Below are 15,613 nucleotides of genomic sequence, written 5' to 3'. Positions count from 1 at the left end.
GACACCACGATGTCAGGCATGGGAGAGCTGCTGGACGAGAGGGACACCTATGCCGACTACCTGCGGAGCCGGCGCGCGGCCTTCGTCGCGACCTGCGCGGGGCTGACGCCCGAGCAGCTCGCGCTGCGCTCGGTACCGCCCTCGACGATGTCGTTGCTCGGGATGGTCCGCCACCTCGCCGAGGTCGAGCGTGGCTGGTGGCGGCGGACGCTCGACGGTGGGAGGCCCGAGCGCCTCTGGGGTCCGCCCCGCCAGGACGACGACTGGAACGGTGCCGTCGGCACGCAGGAGTGCGTCGACGAGGCGTGGGCCGCGTGGCGCGCCGAGTCCGAGTTCGGCGAGCGCTGGCTCTCCGAGCACGACGACATGGACGCGGTCGTCGACGGCGGGCACCACGGGCAGCTCAACGTGCGCGACGTCGTCGTCCACCTCATCGAGGAGTACGCCCAGCACCTCGGGCACGCCGACCTGCTCCGCGAGGTCATCGACGGGCGCCGGAGCAGTTGACCTGCTCGCCGCGGTGCTGCAGGCGCTTCGTGGTTGGGCCTCGTGGTTGCGTCTGGTGACTGCGTCAGTGGTGGCGCAGGGCGTCGATGAGCTCGTCCTTGCTCATCGACGACCGACCCTCGATGTCGAGCTCCTTGGCCCGGTCGCGCAGTTCCTCGACGGTGCGGTCCTCGTAGTCCTCGGCCGACCCGCCGCGCTCGCCCATCTCCGAGCGCGAGGTCGCCGCCGCGGCGTTGGAGATGCGGGCGGCCTTCTCCTTGCTCGCGCCGTCGTCGCGCAGCTTCTCGTAGAGCTCGGGGTCCTTGATGCTCGGTCCGGGGTCCTTCGACCCGCTCTTTCCCTGGGGCATGGCTCCTTCTGGGTGGTATCGGTCCTTCGACTATGGCACGCGCCCGTGTCCGGATGCGTCCAGCGAACGCCCAGCGCGACGGCATACCCTTGCGCCCGTGATGATGCCTTCACTCGGTCCCGACTGGATGGACCCCCAGTGGCTCCTCGAACGCTTCGGCTCCCAGTTCTTCTGGGTCGGCGTCGCCATCGTCTTCATCGAGTGCGGGCTGCTCTTCCCGATCCTCCCGGGTGACTCGCTGCTCTTCTCGATCGGGCTCTTCATCGCCCGCGGTGACATCGACGTCAACATCTGGCTCGCCTGCCTCATCCTCAGCGCCGCGGCGTTCCTCGGCAACGTCACCGGCTACGAGATCGGGCGTGCCGTCGGTGCTCCGCTCTACGAGCACGAGGGGCGCTTCCTCAAGAAGAAGTACTTCGACCAGACCCACGCCTTCTTCGAGAAGCACGGCGCCAAGGCGCTGGTCATCGGCCGGTTCGTGCCGATCGTGCGCACCTTCATCACCGTCGTCGCAGGCGTCTCACGGATGGACCGCCGCCACTTCTTCGTGTGGAGCGCCGTCGGCGCCGTCCTCTGGGCGACCGGCCTCACCCTCCTCGGACATGCCCTCGGTGGCGTGCAGTTCATCCACGACAACCTCGAGGCAGCGATCCTGCTCATCGTCGCCTTCTCGGTCCTGCCGATGGTCTTCGAGTTCCTCCGTCACCGGAGCGCGACCCGCACCGTTGTCGAGGAGACCGCGGAGGTCGTCGAGGACGTCCGCCGCGACGACGCCTGAGGCGCCAGCACCACACGCACCCCGCGCGGCTATCGTCGAGCCATGAACGAGAACGCCCGCGTCGCTGTGTACATCGACTTCGACAACGTCGTGATCTCGCGCTACGACGACCTGCACGGAGCCGGTCACTGGCGCCGCGACGACGCCCGGCGGCACTCCCCGGGGGACGGCTCCGAGGGCGAGGTCAGTGCCCGGCTCGCGGACGCCAACGTCGACCTGGGCGCGATCATCGACTACGCCTCCTCCTACGGGACGGTGGCCCTGGTGCGCGCCTACGCCGACTGGTCGGTGGCCGCCAACGCCGCCTACAAGCACCAGCTCATCGACAGGGCAGTCGACCTCGTCCAGCTGTTCGCGACCTCGGGCACCAAGAACGGCGCTGACATCCGGCTGTCCATCGACGCCGTCGACGACCTCTTCCAGCACGCCGACCTCACCCACGTCGTCATCGTCGGTGGCGACTCGGACTACATCCCGCTGGCCCAGAGGTGCAAGAGGATGGGCCGCTTCGTCGCGGGGATCGGCGTCACCGGCTCCACCAGCCGTGCCCTCGTCGCCGCCTGCGATGCCTTCAGCTCCTACGGCGACCTGCCGGGGGTCGAGGACCGGCCACTGCCGGGGACGACCGCCGAGGAGAGCCCTGCCGAGGACGCCCCCGCCGTCGACCCGCCTGTGAAGGCCCGCAAGGCCGCCAGCAGGAAGGCCGCGACGAAGAAGGCCACCACCAGGGCCCCGGATGCGACCGCGGTGGCCACGGCGACCACCCCGACCTTCAGCTCCGCCGCCACGACCAGCTCCGAGCCCGCGGCGACCGCGTTGCTGCGACGCGCGATGCAGGTCGGCTCGGGACGTGACGACGGCTGGCAGTACTCCTCGAGCGTCAAGAGCCAGATGCAGCGCCTTGACTCGACCTTCAAGGAGAAGTCGCTGGGCCACTCCTCGTTCCGCGACTTCGTCGAGGCGCACGAGAGCCTTGTGGACACGAAGGTCCTCGACAACGGCCAGCTCCTGGTGCGCCTGCGCTGAGGACCGTCTCGAGCCGGTCAGGCCTTCGGGACAGAGATCAGACCGAGTCGGTATGCCGCGGTGACGGCGGCCGTGCGGTCGGTCACCTCGAGCTTGGCGAAGATCCGCAGCAGGTGCGTCTTGACCGTCGCCTCACCGATGTAGAGCTCGCGTCCGACCTCGGCGTTCGAGAGCCCACGCGCCACCGCCCGCAGCACCTCGAGCTCGCGCGGGGTGAGCTCGGTGCGCGCCGGCGCCCGCAGCCGCTCCGCGAGGCGCGCCGCCACGGGTGAGGCGAGGACCGTCTCGCCCAGGGCCGCCCGCCGGATCGCGTCCGCGAGGACGTCGGGCGGGGTGTCCTTGAGCAGGTAGCCGCGCGCGCCCGACTCGACGGCCCGCACGATGTCGGCGTCGGTGTCGTAGGTCGTGAGCACGAGCACCTGTGGGGGGTCGGGCTGCTCGCGCAGGCGGGCCGTGGCGTCGGCACCGTCCATGACCGGCATACGGAGGTCCATGAGGACGACGTCCGGCGACAGTCGCGGGGTGAGCGCCAAGGCCTCGGCACCGTTGCCGGCCTCGCCGACGACCTCGACGTCGTCGAGCTCGCCGAGGAGGGCGACCATGCCCGCCCGCACGACGGGGTGGTCGTCGACGACGAGGACGCGGATCATCGGGGCAGCTCCATGACGAGTCGGGTGCCGCGAGGGGTCCCGCGGCCGATGCTCACCTCTCCGCCGAGCTCCGCTGCGCGGGCGCGCAGCCCGTCGAGGCCGAAGCCGGGTGGGGTCGAGGCCGGGTCGAAGCCGGCGCCGTCGTCGGTCACCTCGAGGGCGACCCGCTCGGCTTCGTAGGCGAGGGTCACCGCGGCCGACGCCGCTCCGGAGTGCCGTCGCACGTTCGACAGCGCCTCCTGCACACCACGCAGCAGGACGACCTCGGCGTTGCCGCCGAGCGGTGCCGGCTCACCCTCCACGGACGACGTGACCCGTATGCCGGTCTCGCGCGTCACCGTGTCGGTGAGCCTCGCGAGCGCCTCGACGAGGGTGCGCGACTGGAGGTGGCCGGGGGTGAGCTCCGCGACGATGACGCGCGCCTCGGCGAGGTTGTCGACGGCCGTGCCCTCGATCATCGAGAGCCGCTCGCGGGCAGTGGCGACGTCACCACGGTCGAGCGCCGAGGTCGCGGCCCGTGACAGCGCGATGACCGAGGTGAACCCTTGCGCGAGGGTGTCGTGGATCTCGCGCGAGAGCCGGCTGCGCTCGTCCTGCACGCCCTGTGCGCGCTCGACGGCGGCGAGCTGGGCCCGCGTCGACCGGAGCTCGTCGATGATCCCGGCTCGGCGCTCGGCCTCGCCGATGATCCTGTGGATGAACATGCCGAGCGCGGCCGAGAGTGCGAACGAGATGACGACCGACACGAGCGCGCCCGGGACCTCGGCACTGGGGTCGTCGGCGGGGGCGACGGCGGCCGTGAACAGTGCGAGCAGCGCGAGACCCGTGGCGATGAGGGCGGGGCGCACTTCGAACGTCGCCCAGATCTGCGGGAAGAGACAGAAGAAGAGCAGCCACGACTCGAACCCGGGGTCGAGGGCGATGATCGTGAGGAGGCAGGTCCAGGCGCAGAGCTGGTAGAGAACGGCATACACGGTCTCCTCGCGCATGATCGCGCGGCGACCGAAGAGCGTGTAGGCGAGGGCGATCCCGCCGAGGAGGGCGAGGGTCGGCCAGCGGCCGTGCGGACCGGGCGGCTCGAGCAGCGCGACGACGATGGCCGTCGCCACGAGGGTGTAGCAGCCGAGGTGCCACCACTTCGCCTGGCCGCGCCAGACCGCCGCGAGCTGGTCGCTCGACAGCTCGGTCGACGACTCGGTCGACTCCGCGGTCGGCGACGCGGGCGACGGCTCGCACGACGGTGAGGGAGCTGGGTTCACGGGGCCATCATGTCGTGCCGCGCTTGAACCACCGGAAGGTGAGGACGCAGAGGACGAGGCCGCCGACCGCCCAGACGCCGAGGACCATCGCGGTCCGGCCGTGCTCCCAGCTCCCGGCCATCTCCATCGAGGCGAGGGCGTCGGGGAAGAAGACCGAGCGCATGCCCTGCGCGATCCACTTGAGCGGGAAGACCGACGCAATCTGCTGCACCCACGTGGGGATGTCGGTGAAGGCGAAGTAGACGCCGGAGATGAACTGGAGGATGAGCATCGGTGCGACGACGACGGCTCCCGCCGAACGCGCCGACGCCAGCGAGCTGTAGGCGGTGCCGAGAACCGTCCCGGCGAACGCGCCGAGCCCGAAGACCCACAGGAAGGTCACCCACCGCGACGCCGTGTCGGGGAGGTCGACGCCGAACGCGAACCGCGCGACGGCGAGCAGGAGCACCTGCTGGGCGAGGGCGGTCGTCGCCACGAGGCCGACCTTGCCGAGGAAGTAGGACACCGGCGGGATCGGGGTGCTGCGCAGCCGCTTGAGCGTGCCGTCGTCGCGCTCGACCGCCACCGACATCGCCATCGTCTGGAACGAGGTGAGGAGGATGCCGGCCGAGATCATGCCCGGCAGGAAGAAGTTCGCTGCGCTCATCGGCGACCCGCTGGCGTCCATGACGTCGCCGAAGATCACCGAGAACAGCGTGAGCATGAGGATGGGGAAGAGGAAGGAGAAGAAGACCGACTCCTTCTCGCGGGAGTACATCTTGAGCTCGAGAACGGTGCGGTCGAGTCCCAGGGCGACGGCGTTCATGCCGGAACCTTCCGGGTCGGGTCGCCGAGCTGGTCTGCGGACTCGTCCGCGGCGTGCTCGGTGACGTGCGGGGCGATGAGCGAGAGGTAGGTGTCCTCGAGCGAGGGGCGGCTCACGGCGAGCTCGGGCACCTCGCCACCGAACCGCTCGGCGAGCCGCTGGACCTCGAGCGTCGGTGTGGGCGTGACGAGCGACTGGCGGCGCCCGTCCTCGGTCCAGGACACCGTCGCCTCGTCGTCCGCCCTTCCGCCGAGGTTGGCCGGGGTGTCGAGGGCGAGCAGCCGGCCGGCCGCGATGACCCCGACGCGGTCGGCGAGGTGCTCGGCCTCGTCGAGGTAGTGGGTCGTGAGCAGGATCGTCGTGCCCTCGTCGGCGAGCGACCGGATGAGCCCCCAGAAGTCGCGCCGGGCCTTGGGGTCGAACCCGGTCGTCGGCTCGTCGAGGAAGAGCAGCTCCGGCCGGCCGACGATGCCGAGGCCGACGTCGAGGCGACGGCGCTGGCCGCCCGACAAACCGGCGATGCGCTCGTCCGCCTTCTCCTGCAGGCCGACGGACGCGAGGACCTCGTCGACGCCGCGAGGGGTGGCGTAGGCCCGCGCGGTCGAGGCCAGAATCTCGCGCGGGGTGAGCAGGTCGAGGCCGGACGAGGTCTGCAGGACGATGCCGATCCGGTTGCGCCAGGCACGATCGGCGTCGCGCGGGTCCGTGCCGAGGACCTCGACGGTGCCGGCGTCGGCGGTGCGGAAGCCCTCGAGGATCTCGACGGTCGTCGTCTTGCCGGCGCCGTTGGGACCGAGGAGGGCGAAGACCTCGCCCGTCTTGATGTCGAGGTCGAGCCCGTCGACGGCGCGCTTGTCGCCATAGGCCTTGACGAGCCCGCGGATGCTGATCGCTGTCATGCCTCCAGCATCCTCGGCTCGGGTGCCCGCGCGCACCGACCTGCGGGTGGACGCCGGGTCCACCGACCGGTGGACTCAGAACGTCGTGTAGCCACCGTCGACGACGACGACCGAGCCGGTCATGAAGCTCGAGGCGTCGGAGGCGAGGAAGACGACGGTCGGCGCGATCTCCTCGGGGAGGGCGTAGCGCTGCATCGGTGCGTCGTCGATCCAGCGAGGCTTGAACGCCGGGTCGTCGACGGGCGCCATCTCCGTCTTGACGTAGCCGGGGGCGACCGCGTTGACGCGGATGCCCATCGGCGCCCACTCGGCCGCGAGCGACTTCGTCAGCTGGTGGACGGCCGCCTTCGACGCGTTGTATGCCGGCTGCCACTGCGGGCGGTTGACGATCTGTCCCGAGATCGACCCGATGTTGACGATGACGCCGCTGCGCTGGTCGGCGAAGTGCCGGCCCGCGACCTGGCTCATGATCCACAGGCCGCGGACGTTGGTGTCGAGGACGAGGTCCCACTCGTCGTCGGGCACCTCGAGGGCGGGACGGTGGACGCAGGCGCCGGCGTTGTTGACGAGGACGTCGAGCCGACCGGTCGCCTCGACCGCGGCCCCGACGGCGCGGGTCGCGCTCTCGCGGTCGGTGACGTCGAGGCCGAGGCCCACGACGGTACGGCCCGTCTCGGCGGCGAGGTCGGCGGCGACACTGCGCGAGGCCGCCTCGTCACGCGCCCCGATGACGACGTCGGCGCCGGCCTGCGCGAGCCCCCGGGCGAAGGCGAGGCCGAGCCCGCGGTAGCCGCCGGTGACGAGGGCCGTGCGGCCGGCGAGCGAGAACGTGTCGAGGACTGACTGGCTCATGCCGCCATTCTCGCCTCGACCTTCCCGCCTGAAGTGGGTTTGTCGCACTGGAGGTGGGAACCGTTCCGCTCCGAAGTGCGAGGTTCCGGGGTGAAGTCGTCCGGCGCCCCGTCCCCGGCCCCGTGTCAGCGGCTCGTCGACTCCTGCTTGAGGACGATCCGCGTCCACGAGCCGAGGTAGAGCACGTGGCCCGAGCCCATCGCGTGCCCGGCGTCGATCGGTTCGTCGGGGATGTCGCCGATGCTCGGGGAGACGTAGGTGCCGTTGGCCGAGCCGAGGTCCTCGACCACCCAGCCGGGGCCGTGGCGAGTGAGCCGGGCGTGCCGCCGGCTCACGCCCGCGTCACCCTCGCAGTCGATGTGCGGGCTGACCGACATCGCCTCGCTGTGCCTGCCGATGAGGACCTGGCTGTCGTGCAGCGGGACCAGGGTCGGCGGACCGAACGCGGGCAGCCGGTCGGGGCTGCTCTGGCACTCGTACCACTGCGGGTCGACCCAGACCTCGGCCACCCACGGGGCGGCGACGGCGCGGCGGCCGGGGAGGATCGTCACGCGGACGGCCTCAGACGCGCGGCGCGGGTGGGGCCGCGGGACCCTCGCCGGGGTTCGTGGGGCCGGCCGGGTCGATCGGCTGGGTCTGCTCGACGGTCGGCGTCGCCTCCGGAGCGGCGGGGGCGGCGGGCGTCTGGGCCGGCGACTGCGGGCCGGGCGGGGTCGAGGCGCTGGGCGCGCTCGGCGCGTAGCCGCTCGGCGGCGGGATCGTCGCGTCGCGCTGGCCGAAGTCGACCTTGGGCGCCTCGCGCTGCTCGCCGACGGCCTCGAAGTACTCGGCCTGCCTGATGCCGAACATGCCCGCGATGAAGTTCGTCGGGACCGTCTCGACCTTGGTGTTGAGGTCACGGACGGTCGCGTTGTAGTAGCGGCGGGCCGAGGCGATGCGGTCCTCGGTGCTCGTCAGCTCCTGCTGGAGGGCCATGAAGTTCTGGTTGGCCTTGAGGTCCGGGTAGGCCTCGGCGATGGCGAGGAGGCGACCGAGCGCCTGGCTCAGCATGTTCTCGCTCTCGGCCTGCTGGCCGGGCGACTGGTTCGGCGCCATGGCCGCGCTACGGGCCTTGATGACGTCCTCGAGGGTGCCGCGCTCGTGGGCGGCGTAGCCCTTGACCGTCTCGACGAGGTTGCCGATGAGGTCGTGCCGCCGGGTGAGCTCGACGTCGATCTGGCGCCACGCCTCCTGCACGAGGTTGCGCAGCTTGATGAGGCCGTTGTACATCCCGACGACGACGCCGACGAGCAGCAGGACGACGACGATGATGATGATGGCGGTGATCATGAGAACTCCCCTGTCGGTGGCGCTTCGCTCGCGATCCTAGGACCTGTATGCCGTCCGCCCCGGGATGCGCGAGCGTTCGGCTCGCGCTGCGCTCGCCTCGGGCGACGCTCGGCTCAGGCGAGTCCGAGGTCCTCGAGCCCGAAGGCGTGCCGGTAGCCCAGACCTGCCTCGTCGAAGACCTGCGCCGCACCGGTCGCCCGGTCGGCGATGGTCGCGACGCCGACGACCGTGGCTCCGGCCTCCTTCGCAGCGTTCGCGGCGTCGAGCGGCGACGCTCCTGTCGTCGAGGTGTCCTCGACGATGAGCACCCGGCGGCCCTCGATCGACGGCCCCTCGATGCGCTGCTGGAGCCCGTGCGCCTTGCCGGCCTTGCGCACGACGAAGGCATCCAGGCGCTCCCCGGCAGCCGCGGCCGCGTGGAGCATCGATGTCGCGACGGGGTCGGCGCCGAGCGTGAGACCACCGACGGCGTCGAACTCCAGGTCGGCGACGAGGTCGCGCATGACCCGGCCGACGAGCGGGCTCGCCTCACCGTCGAGCGTGACCCGGCGCAGGTCGACGTAGTAGTCGGCCTGCTTGCCGGATGACAGGGTGACGCGGCCGTGGACGATGGCCTTGTCCTTGATGATCTGGAGCAGGCGGGCACGGTCGGCGGCGATGTCAGTCACGCGCCCGAGGCTACCCACCCCCGACGCGGGGGCTGGCCCGACGGGTGGGCTCGGCGGTGCTCCCCGTGCCATTCCCCGTGTGCCGTGACGTCGCTACCGTGCGAGGACGAACCATCTCGTCCCGACGGGAGGACGCCCATGCGAGGACCGCTTGCCGGACGTGCGACCTGCCTCGGTGCAGTCGTCGCCCTCGCCGCCGTCGCATGCTCCTCCGGGGGCGGGGACACGGCGGAGCCGACACGAACGCCGGCCGCCGGCACGAGCTCGTCGGGGTCGGCGTCCTCGACGCACCCCGGCACGGGCCGTCCAGACCCGGACGGCCGCATCGTCTTCGGCAGGATCACCCGAGTCGACGACGGCTACGGCCAGGTCGTGGCCCTCTACGCCATCGACCCGGACGGGAGCGACGAGGTGCAGCTGACGAAGGGCGAGTCGGCCTACCCCGAGTGGTCGCCACAAGGCGACCGCATCGCCTACACGGTCGGGCTCGCGGACGGCTCCTGGCAGGTTGCGACGATGGCGCCGGACGGCAGCGACGTCAGGGTCCTCACGTCCGGTCCCGGCGAGCACGGGTCACCCGCGTGGACGCCCGACGGCTCCTCGCTGGTCTACGTCCACAGCCCGATCGTCGCGGGGAGCGGCTACCGGACCACCATCTGGCTGATGAAGGCCGACGGTTCGCAGCAGAAACGCATTGGCAACCCCGACACGTGGGACATCGAGCCCAAGGTCTCGCCGGACGGCACCTCGGTCCTCTTCGTCCGGGTCACCCAGGCAGGGCAGAAGCTGACCACCTCGCTCATGGTCCGAGACCTGTCCACCGGCAAGGAGCGCGCCCTGCCGGCCGCGGGGACGTGGCCCGAGCACGCGGACTGGGCGCGCGACGGCATGTCGATCGTCTACAACGTCTGGGCGGGCATCACCGACACCGTCCCACACGACCAGGTCGAGCGGGTTCCGGCGGACGGGTCCGGCACACCCACCGTGCTCTTCCCTGCCACGGCGAGCCGGGGCGGGTTCAAGCCGAAGTTCTCACCGGACGGCACGCGGCTCGTCCTCGGGTGCGTCGGCGTCGTCACGGGCAAGGATGACGCCGCCTGCACCATGGACGCCGACGGCTCCAACGTGCGGATCCTCGTCGACTCCCCCAGCCGAGACGAGAACCACTTCGACTGGGGCCCCGTCCCGCCCTGACGGCCCCGGTTCGGTCCGGACCCGTGCCGTCAGGTGGAAGGGGGCCGGTGCGCCGACCTCGACACCGCCCGGACGAGCGGGCGCGGCGCGAGCCGGGCCGCCGCCACGGCGACCTTGTAGAGCGGGCTCGGCACCGACACGACCTTGCCCTTCTCCACGTCGGCGAGCGCGTCGCGGACGAGGCGGGGGGCGTCGAGCCAGACGAACTCCGGCAGCCGCGACATGTCGACGTCGGCCCGCTCGTGGAACTCCGTGTGCGTGAAGCCGGGGCACAGCGCCGTCACCGTGACGCCCGACCCCGCGAGCTCGGCCGCGAGGCCCTCGCTGAAGACGGTGACGAACGCCTTGTCCGCCGAGTAGGTCCCGGAGGCGATGAACGACGCCACCGACGACACGTTGACGATGGCACCGCGGCCGCGGTCCCTCATGGCCCGCCCCGCGGCGTGGGACAGCACGAGCACGGCCCGCGCGAGCACGTCGAACTGGGCCTCCTCGTCGGCGATGTCGTGGTCGAGGAAGGCACCCTTGAGCGAGAAGCCCGCGTTGTTGACGAGCAGGTCCACCGGGTCGTCCGCCGACCCCACTCGCCCGGCCACCCGGCCGATCGCCTCCCGGTCCGTGAGGTCCGCCGGGAGCACCTCGACCTCGACTCCGTGGCGCGACCGCAGCTCCTGGGCGAGGGCGCCGAGCCGGGTGACATCGCGGGCGACGAGCACGAGGTCGTCGCCACGAGCGGCGAGCTGGACGGCGAACTCACGACCGATGCCGGCCGTGGCGCCGGTGACGAGTGCTGTGGTCATGCGCTCACCGTATGCCGGCCCCGCGCCGGGGTGCCGGGGCCCGTGACCCACGTCGTATGCCGTCCGCCCACCTCACGGGGTACTACGACCATCGCCCAATGGCGCGGGCCCATGGGCGCGGCTGACGCTGATCACCTCACATCCTCACGACCCAGGAGACATCATGAAGCGCATGGGAATGGTTCTGGCAGGGATGACCGTCGCGGTCTGCCCCGCCGTCATCGGTCTGTGGGCCAACGCCTCGTTCTCCGAAGCGGTCCCGGTGCGGGTGCCGGCCAGTGGCCAGGTCGTCCGCATCACCTCGACGCCCACGCCGTCGGTCTCGTCGAGCCCGAGCCCCTCGGCGAGCGACGACCACGGCGGCCGCACGCCCCGCGACCAGCGCATCGAGCCGGGCGACGACCGACGGTCGGACCGCTCCCGCTCCGGCTCGTCCGGCTCCGGCTCCTCGGGCTCGACCGCCCACCACGACGACGACACGACCACGGACGACCACGGCGGCGACACCCCGCGCGACCAGCGCACCGAGCCGGGCGACGATCGGCGCACGACCGACTCCGACGACTCGGGCTCGCGGCACTCCGGCTCCGACGACTCCGGCTCCGACGGCTCCGACGGCTCCGACGGCTCCGACGGCTCCGACTCCGGCGGGTCGGGCTCGAGCGGCTCCGGAGGGTCGGACGACACCGGAACCGACGACCACGGTGGGCACGGAGGCGATGACTGAGTGGCAGCCGCCCCCGACCCGGCCGCCGCGGCACCCACCGCGGCGGCCCAGCCGCGTCCCCGCAGCCTCTCTGACGACCGCAGCCTCGGTGACGAGCTTCTCTCGCCCGCGTCGAGCGCGCCCACCGAGCCGACCGAGCCGAGCTGGACGCTCGTCTCCACCCCCGGCGCCCGCGCCGACCTCTCGCCCGTCGTCACGCCGCGGCGCGTCCTCACCCAGATGGTCGGCGCCCTCGCGCTCGTCCTCGTCGTCGTCGCCGCGCTCGCAACCTTCGCGGCCGGGCGGCTCGCGGAGCGGGAGGCCGTCAACGACGCCGCCGCCGCTGCCGACCTCATCGCCCAGGCGGTCATCACCCCGCTGCTCACCGACGACCTCCTCGACGGTGTGGACGGCTCGTCCGCAGCCCTCGACGAGGTCGTGCGCGACGTCGTCATCGGCGACGAGATCGTCCGGGTCAAGATCTGGTCACCCGACGGGACGATCGTCTATGCCGACGAGGCCCACCTCATCGGGCGCACGTTCAGCCTGTCGCAGGACCAGCGGGACGCCCTCGCCGACCCCCGCACCATCGCGGAGGTCTCGCAGCTCGACGAGACCGAGAACGAGTTCGAGACCGGCAGCCGGCTGCTCGAGGTCTACCGACCCGTGTGGACCCCCACCGGTCGCGAGATGCTCTTCGAGACCTACACGGCATACGACGTCGTGAGCGAGCGGGCCGCGGAGCTGCGGCGCGGGTTCGTCGGCGTCACGCTGAGCAGCCTGCTGCTCCTCGTCGTCCTCATGACCCCGGTGTTGTCCCGGCTCCTCGGGCGGCTGCGCGACGTCACCCGTCACCGTGAGCGCACCCTCGAACGGTCGCTCGAGGCCTCGGACGCCGAACGCCGCCGCATCGCGGGCACCCTGCACGACGGCCCGGTGCAGGAGCTCGTCGCGTCGTCGTTCGCCGCCTCGGGTGCGGCGGAGCAGGCGGCCCGTCGTGGCGACACCGCGCTCGCCGCGACCTTCGAACGGCTGGCCGTCGCGACCCGCGGCAACGCCCGGGCCCTGCGCTCGCTGCTCGTCGAGATCTATCCCGAGAGCCTCTCCGGGGCCGATCCGACAACCGTGCTCTCCGACGTCGCCGCGACCACCCACGGGCGCGACGTCGAGGTCGAGCTCGACGTCGACCCGGCCATCACGCTCCCCGAGGACGAGCAGCGGCTCATCCACCGGATCGCCCAGGAGTGCGTGCGGAACGCGGCGACGCACGCCGCGCCCTGCCACGTCCTGATCCGCCTCGCTCGCGAGGACGACGGCGTCACGCTCCTCGTGGCGGACGACGGCCCCGGCTTCGACCCCGCCGTCATCGCCGACCCGCCTTCCGGACACTTCGGCATGAAGGTCCTCGCCGACCTGGCCTCCGATGCCGGCGCCGAGCTCGCCCTGCAGACTGCACCCGGCCACGGCACCCGCTGGCGCCTCCGACTCCCCGACCAAGGAGCAGCCTCGTGATCCGAGTGCTCGTCGTCGACGACCACGCGATGGTCCGCGCCGGCCTCACCACCCTGCTCGAGGCGAGCGGGGACATCTCCGTCGTCGGGCAGGCGGCGGACGGCGCCGACGCGGTCTCGCTCGCCACCGAGCTGCGGCCCGAGGTCGTCCTCATGGACCTCTCGATGCCCGGCATGGACGGGGTCGCCGCCACGGCGGCCGTGCTCGAGGAGCTGCCCGAGTCGCGGGTCGTCGTGCTCACGTCGTTCTCGGACCGGGCCCGGGTCACGGCCGCGCTCGACGCCGGCGCCGTCGGCTACCAGCTCAAGGACGGCGAGCCCGCGAGCCTCCTTGCCGCCGTCCGCGCGGCGGCCGCCGGCCATGCGCCGCTCGACCCCCGGGTGGCCCAGGTCCTCCTGCCGACCCGAGGGCAACGAGCGGGCGACGGGCTCAGCAGCCGTGAGGAGCAGGTGCTCCGGCTCGTCGCCGACGGGCTCGCCAACAAGCAGATCGCCCGCGCCCTCGGCATCAGCGAGCGCACGGTCAAGGCGCATCTCGGCAAGGTCTTTCGCGAGCTGGGGGTCGCCGACCGGACGAGTGCCGCCCTCTGGGCCAAGGACCACCTAGTGTGACCGGGTGCGCATCGCCACCTGGAACGTCAACTCCATCCGCTCCCGCATCGACCGCGTGGAGGCCTGGGTCCAACGAGCCGACGTCGACGTCCTCGCCATCCAGGAGACGAAGTGCCGGGAGGACCAGTTCCCGCACGACCGCTTCGCGGCGCTGGGCTACGAGGTCGCCCACCACGGCCTCAACCAGTGGAACGGCGTCGCCATCGTCAGCCGCGTCGGCCTCGAGGACGTGAGCCGCGGGTTCCCCGACCTGCCGCAGTGGGGCGAACCCGCCGTCGAGGAGGCGCGCGCGATCGGCGCCACGTGCAACGGCATACGGCTCTGGTCCCTCTACGTCCCCAACGGCCGGCACATCACCGACCCGCACATGCAGTACAAGCTCGCCTGGCTCGACATCCTGCGCGTCCAGACCCAGGCGTGGGCCGCGACCGGCTCGCCCTTCGCGCTCATGGGCGACTGGAACATCGCGCCCCAGGACGAGGACGTCTGGTCGATGGAGTACTACCGCGACAGGAGCCACGTGAGCCCGCCCGAGCGCGCCGCCTTCCAGGCCGTCCTCGACGCGGGCGTGACCGACGTCGTGCGACCGCACACCGAGCCCGGCGACTTCACCTACTGGGACTACCAGCGACTGGCGTTCCCGAAGCGGCGCGGCATGCGGATCGACTTCATCCTCGCCTCCGAGCCGCTCGCCGAGCGCGTGCAGGGCGCGGTCATCGACCGCGAGGAGCGCAAGGGCCAGGGCGCGAGCGACCACGCCCCCGTCGTCATCGAGGTCGCCGACCGGTGACCTCCGCCCGCACCACCGGACCCACCGAGCGCACCCTGTCGGTCCCGGCACCCCACGGCGCGACCCTCGCGGCCACCGAGTTCCTCCCGACCGGCGACCCGGTCGATGACGCACCCACGGTCGTCCTCGCCCACGGCTGGACGCTCGCCCGCGCAAGCTGGGAGCCGGTCGTGCGAGAGCTGTTGTCACACAGAGCCGTTCGCGTCGTCACCTACGACCAGCGCGGTCACGGCCGGTCCACCTGGGGCTCGGTGAGGTCGCAGTCGATCAAGGCGCTCGCCGACGACCTCGCTGCCGTCGTCGAGGCCGTCGCCCCCACCGGACCCCTCGTCCTCGGCGGACACTCGATGGGCGGCATGACGGTCCTCGCGTATGCCGGCCGCCACCCTTCCGTCGTCCGTGACCGCGTCCGCGGCGTCGCCCTCGTCGCGACGACAGCGTCCGTCGAGGGACGCCCGGAGGTGCGCGGCGAGGCGCTGGCGATGGCGGTCGCGGCGCGAGTTCCGTTGCTGCGCATGGGGATGTTCGTCCCGCGCTCGGTCCTGCGCAACCTCAACTTCGGCGAGGGCGCCGACCGTGCCCACGTGAGGTCGACGGTCCGCACGATCGCCGGCACCTCCCTCGCGACGACCGGTCGCTACTTCGCCTCGATCCGCGACCACGACGAGACCGCGGCCCTCGCCGAATTCGCAGACGTGCCCACGCACGTGCTCGTCGGCACGAGGGACCGCCTCACGCCGGTGAGGTGGGCACGCAGCCTGCACGACGGCATACCGGGGTCACGACTCACCGTCCTGCCCGGCAAGGGGCACATGCTCACGCACGAGGCGACCGACACCGTCGCCGACGTGCTCATCGACCTCGTCGACGCGCGCTGA

General features: G+C 71.9%; 19 protein-coding genes. 9 read left to right on the top strand and 10 right to left on the bottom strand.

The window, feature by feature from the left end; translation table 11 throughout:
• Positions 1–18: 18 nt before the first annotated feature.
• On the top strand, positions 19–507 hold the full coding sequence (locus ACOJV7_RS09710; RefSeq protein ID WP_420189938.1) for a DinB family protein: 489 nt from the start codon (positions 19–21) through the stop codon (positions 505–507).
• A 64-nt stretch (positions 508–571) separates the two neighbouring features.
• Here the strand turns inward: ACOJV7_RS09710 and ACOJV7_RS09705 are convergent, their stop codons facing one another.
• Positions 572–856: a DUF7218 family protein gene (locus tag ACOJV7_RS09705; protein ID WP_420189937.1), complete on the bottom strand. Its 285-nt coding sequence runs from the start codon at positions 854–856 to the stop codon at positions 572–574.
• 103 nt (positions 857–959) lie between these two features.
• Between ACOJV7_RS09705 and ACOJV7_RS09700 the strand changes: the two genes are divergently transcribed.
• On the top strand, positions 960–1,634 hold the full coding sequence (locus ACOJV7_RS09700) for a DedA family protein (RefSeq protein WP_420190397.1): 675 nt from the start codon (positions 960–962) through the stop codon (positions 1,632–1,634).
• Between the two features lie 42 nt (positions 1,635–1,676).
• Entirely contained in the window at positions 1,677–2,660 is a 984-nt protein-coding gene (locus ACOJV7_RS09695) for an NYN domain-containing protein (protein ID WP_420189936.1), read from the top strand.
• Positions 2,661–2,677: 17 nt separating this feature from the next.
• Here ACOJV7_RS09695 and ACOJV7_RS09690 read toward each other — a convergent pair whose 3' ends face one another.
• The 8 genes from ACOJV7_RS09690 to pyrE form a co-directional block, all read right to left on the bottom strand.
• Complete coding sequence (locus ACOJV7_RS09690) at positions 2,678–3,310, bottom strand: response regulator (protein WP_420189935.1); 633 nt, start codon at positions 3,308–3,310, stop codon at positions 2,678–2,680.
• Complete coding sequence (locus ACOJV7_RS09685) at positions 3,307–4,569, bottom strand: sensor histidine kinase (protein WP_420189934.1); 1,263 nt, start codon at positions 4,567–4,569, stop codon at positions 3,307–3,309. The genes ACOJV7_RS09690 and ACOJV7_RS09685 overlap by 4 nt, the downstream gene beginning before the upstream one ends.
• Positions 4,570–4,576: 7 nt before the next feature.
• Complete coding sequence (locus ACOJV7_RS09680) at positions 4,577–5,374, bottom strand: ABC transporter permease (protein WP_420189933.1); 798 nt, start codon at positions 5,372–5,374, stop codon at positions 4,577–4,579.
• Positions 5,371–6,273, bottom strand: a complete 903-nt coding sequence (locus ACOJV7_RS09675; protein WP_420189932.1) for an ABC transporter ATP-binding protein — start codon at positions 6,271–6,273, stop codon at positions 5,371–5,373. Before ACOJV7_RS09675 ends, ACOJV7_RS09680 begins: the two co-directional genes overlap by 4 nt.
• Before the next feature lie 75 nt (positions 6,274–6,348).
• Positions 6,349–7,125 carry an SDR family NAD(P)-dependent oxidoreductase gene (locus ACOJV7_RS09670; RefSeq protein WP_420189931.1) on the bottom strand — a complete coding sequence of 259 codons (777 nt, stop codon included), beginning with the start codon at positions 7,123–7,125 and terminating at the stop codon, positions 6,349–6,351.
• A gap of 125 nt (positions 7,126–7,250) precedes the next feature.
• Positions 7,251–7,676, bottom strand: a complete 426-nt coding sequence (locus ACOJV7_RS09665) for an FHA domain-containing protein (protein WP_420189930.1) — start codon at positions 7,674–7,676, stop codon at positions 7,251–7,253.
• 10 nt (positions 7,677–7,686) lie between these two features.
• The gene (locus tag ACOJV7_RS09660) at positions 7,687–8,454 is read right to left on the bottom strand and encodes a LemA family protein (protein ID WP_420189929.1); all 768 of its coding nucleotides are present in this window, start codon (positions 8,452–8,454) and stop codon (positions 7,687–7,689) included.
• Between the two features lie 113 nt (positions 8,455–8,567).
• On the bottom strand, positions 8,568–9,122 hold the full coding sequence (gene pyrE / locus ACOJV7_RS09655) for an orotate phosphoribosyltransferase (RefSeq protein ID WP_420189928.1): 555 nt from the start codon (positions 9,120–9,122) through the stop codon (positions 8,568–8,570).
• A gap of 138 nt (positions 9,123–9,260) precedes the next feature.
• Here pyrE and ACOJV7_RS09650 point away from each other — a divergent pair, with 138 nt between their 5' ends.
• Entirely contained in the window at positions 9,261–10,316 is a 1,056-nt protein-coding gene (locus tag ACOJV7_RS09650; protein ID WP_420189927.1) for a TolB family protein, read from the top strand.
• Between the two features lie 29 nt (positions 10,317–10,345).
• On the opposite strand, the gene ACOJV7_RS09645 is transcribed toward ACOJV7_RS09650, so the two are convergent.
• Positions 10,346–11,116 carry an SDR family NAD(P)-dependent oxidoreductase gene (locus ACOJV7_RS09645; RefSeq protein WP_420189926.1) on the bottom strand — a complete coding sequence of 257 codons (771 nt, stop codon included), beginning with the start codon at positions 11,114–11,116 and terminating at the stop codon, positions 10,346–10,348.
• A 163-nt stretch (positions 11,117–11,279) separates the two neighbouring features.
• On the opposite strand from ACOJV7_RS09645, the gene ACOJV7_RS09640 reads away from it, so the two are divergent.
• The 5 genes from ACOJV7_RS09640 to ACOJV7_RS09620 are packed head-to-tail and all read left to right on the top strand — an operon-like array spanning position 11,280 to position 15,613.
• Positions 11,280–11,843: a hypothetical protein gene (locus tag ACOJV7_RS09640; RefSeq protein ID WP_420189925.1), complete on the top strand. Its 564-nt coding sequence runs from the start codon at positions 11,280–11,282 to the stop codon at positions 11,841–11,843.
• Positions 11,844–13,334: a sensor histidine kinase gene (locus ACOJV7_RS09635; RefSeq protein ID WP_420189924.1), complete on the top strand. Its 1,491-nt coding sequence runs from the start codon at positions 11,844–11,846 to the stop codon at positions 13,332–13,334.
• Positions 13,331–13,945 carry a response regulator gene (locus ACOJV7_RS09630; protein ID WP_420189923.1) on the top strand — a complete coding sequence of 205 codons (615 nt, stop codon included), beginning with the start codon at positions 13,331–13,333 and terminating at the stop codon, positions 13,943–13,945. Before ACOJV7_RS09635 ends, ACOJV7_RS09630 begins: the two co-directional genes overlap by 4 nt.
• Before the next feature lie 4 nt (positions 13,946–13,949).
• Positions 13,950–14,735 carry an exodeoxyribonuclease III gene (locus ACOJV7_RS09625; RefSeq protein WP_420189922.1) on the top strand — a complete coding sequence of 262 codons (786 nt, stop codon included), beginning with the start codon at positions 13,950–13,952 and terminating at the stop codon, positions 14,733–14,735.
• Positions 14,732–15,613, top strand: coding sequence for an alpha/beta fold hydrolase (locus ACOJV7_RS09620; protein WP_420189921.1), 882 nt, complete (start codon positions 14,732–14,734; stop codon positions 15,611–15,613). The genes ACOJV7_RS09625 and ACOJV7_RS09620 overlap by 4 nt, the downstream gene beginning before the upstream one ends.

Source organism: Knoellia tibetensis, assembly GCF_048606415.1.
Lineage (GTDB): Bacteria > Actinomycetota > Actinomycetes > Actinomycetales > Dermatophilaceae > Knoellia > Knoellia tibetensis.
This window is presented reverse-complemented; position numbering and strand designations above follow the sequence as displayed.

Excerpts from the sequence above, each read along its gene's own strand:
- ACOJV7_RS09705 (WP_420189937.1), bottom strand. The coding sequence starts at position 856 with ATGCCCCAGGGAAAGAGCGGGTCGAAGGACCCCGGACCGAGCATCAAG.
- ACOJV7_RS09710 (WP_420189938.1), top strand. The coding sequence starts at position 19 with ATGGGAGAGCTGCTGGACGAGAGGGACACCTATGCCGACTACCTGCGG.
- ACOJV7_RS09680 (WP_420189933.1), bottom strand. The coding sequence starts at position 5,374 with ATGAACGCCGTCGCCCTGGGACTCGACCGCACCGTTCTCGAGCTCAAG.
- ACOJV7_RS09690 (WP_420189935.1), bottom strand. The coding sequence starts at position 3,310 with ATGATCCGCGTCCTCGTCGTCGACGACCACCCCGTCGTGCGGGCGGGC.
- ACOJV7_RS09700 (WP_420190397.1), top strand. The coding sequence starts at position 960 with ATGCCTTCACTCGGTCCCGACTGGATGGACCCCCAGTGGCTCCTCGAA.
- ACOJV7_RS09640 (WP_420189925.1), top strand. The coding sequence starts at position 11,280 with ATGAAGCGCATGGGAATGGTTCTGGCAGGGATGACCGTCGCGGTCTGC.
- ACOJV7_RS09670 (WP_420189931.1), bottom strand. The coding sequence starts at position 7,125 with ATGAGCCAGTCAGTCCTCGACACGTTCTCGCTCGCCGGCCGCACGGCC.
- ACOJV7_RS09645 (WP_420189926.1), bottom strand. The coding sequence starts at position 11,116 with ATGACCACAGCACTCGTCACCGGCGCCACGGCCGGCATCGGTCGTGAG.
- ACOJV7_RS09660 (WP_420189929.1), bottom strand. The coding sequence starts at position 8,454 with ATGATCACCGCCATCATCATCATCGTCGTCGTCCTGCTGCTCGTCGGC.
- ACOJV7_RS09650 (WP_420189927.1), top strand. The coding sequence starts at position 9,261 with ATGCGAGGACCGCTTGCCGGACGTGCGACCTGCCTCGGTGCAGTCGTC.
- ACOJV7_RS09695 (WP_420189936.1), top strand. The coding sequence starts at position 1,677 with ATGAACGAGAACGCCCGCGTCGCTGTGTACATCGACTTCGACAACGTC.
- ACOJV7_RS09675 (WP_420189932.1), bottom strand. The coding sequence starts at position 6,273 with ATGACAGCGATCAGCATCCGCGGGCTCGTCAAGGCCTATGGCGACAAG.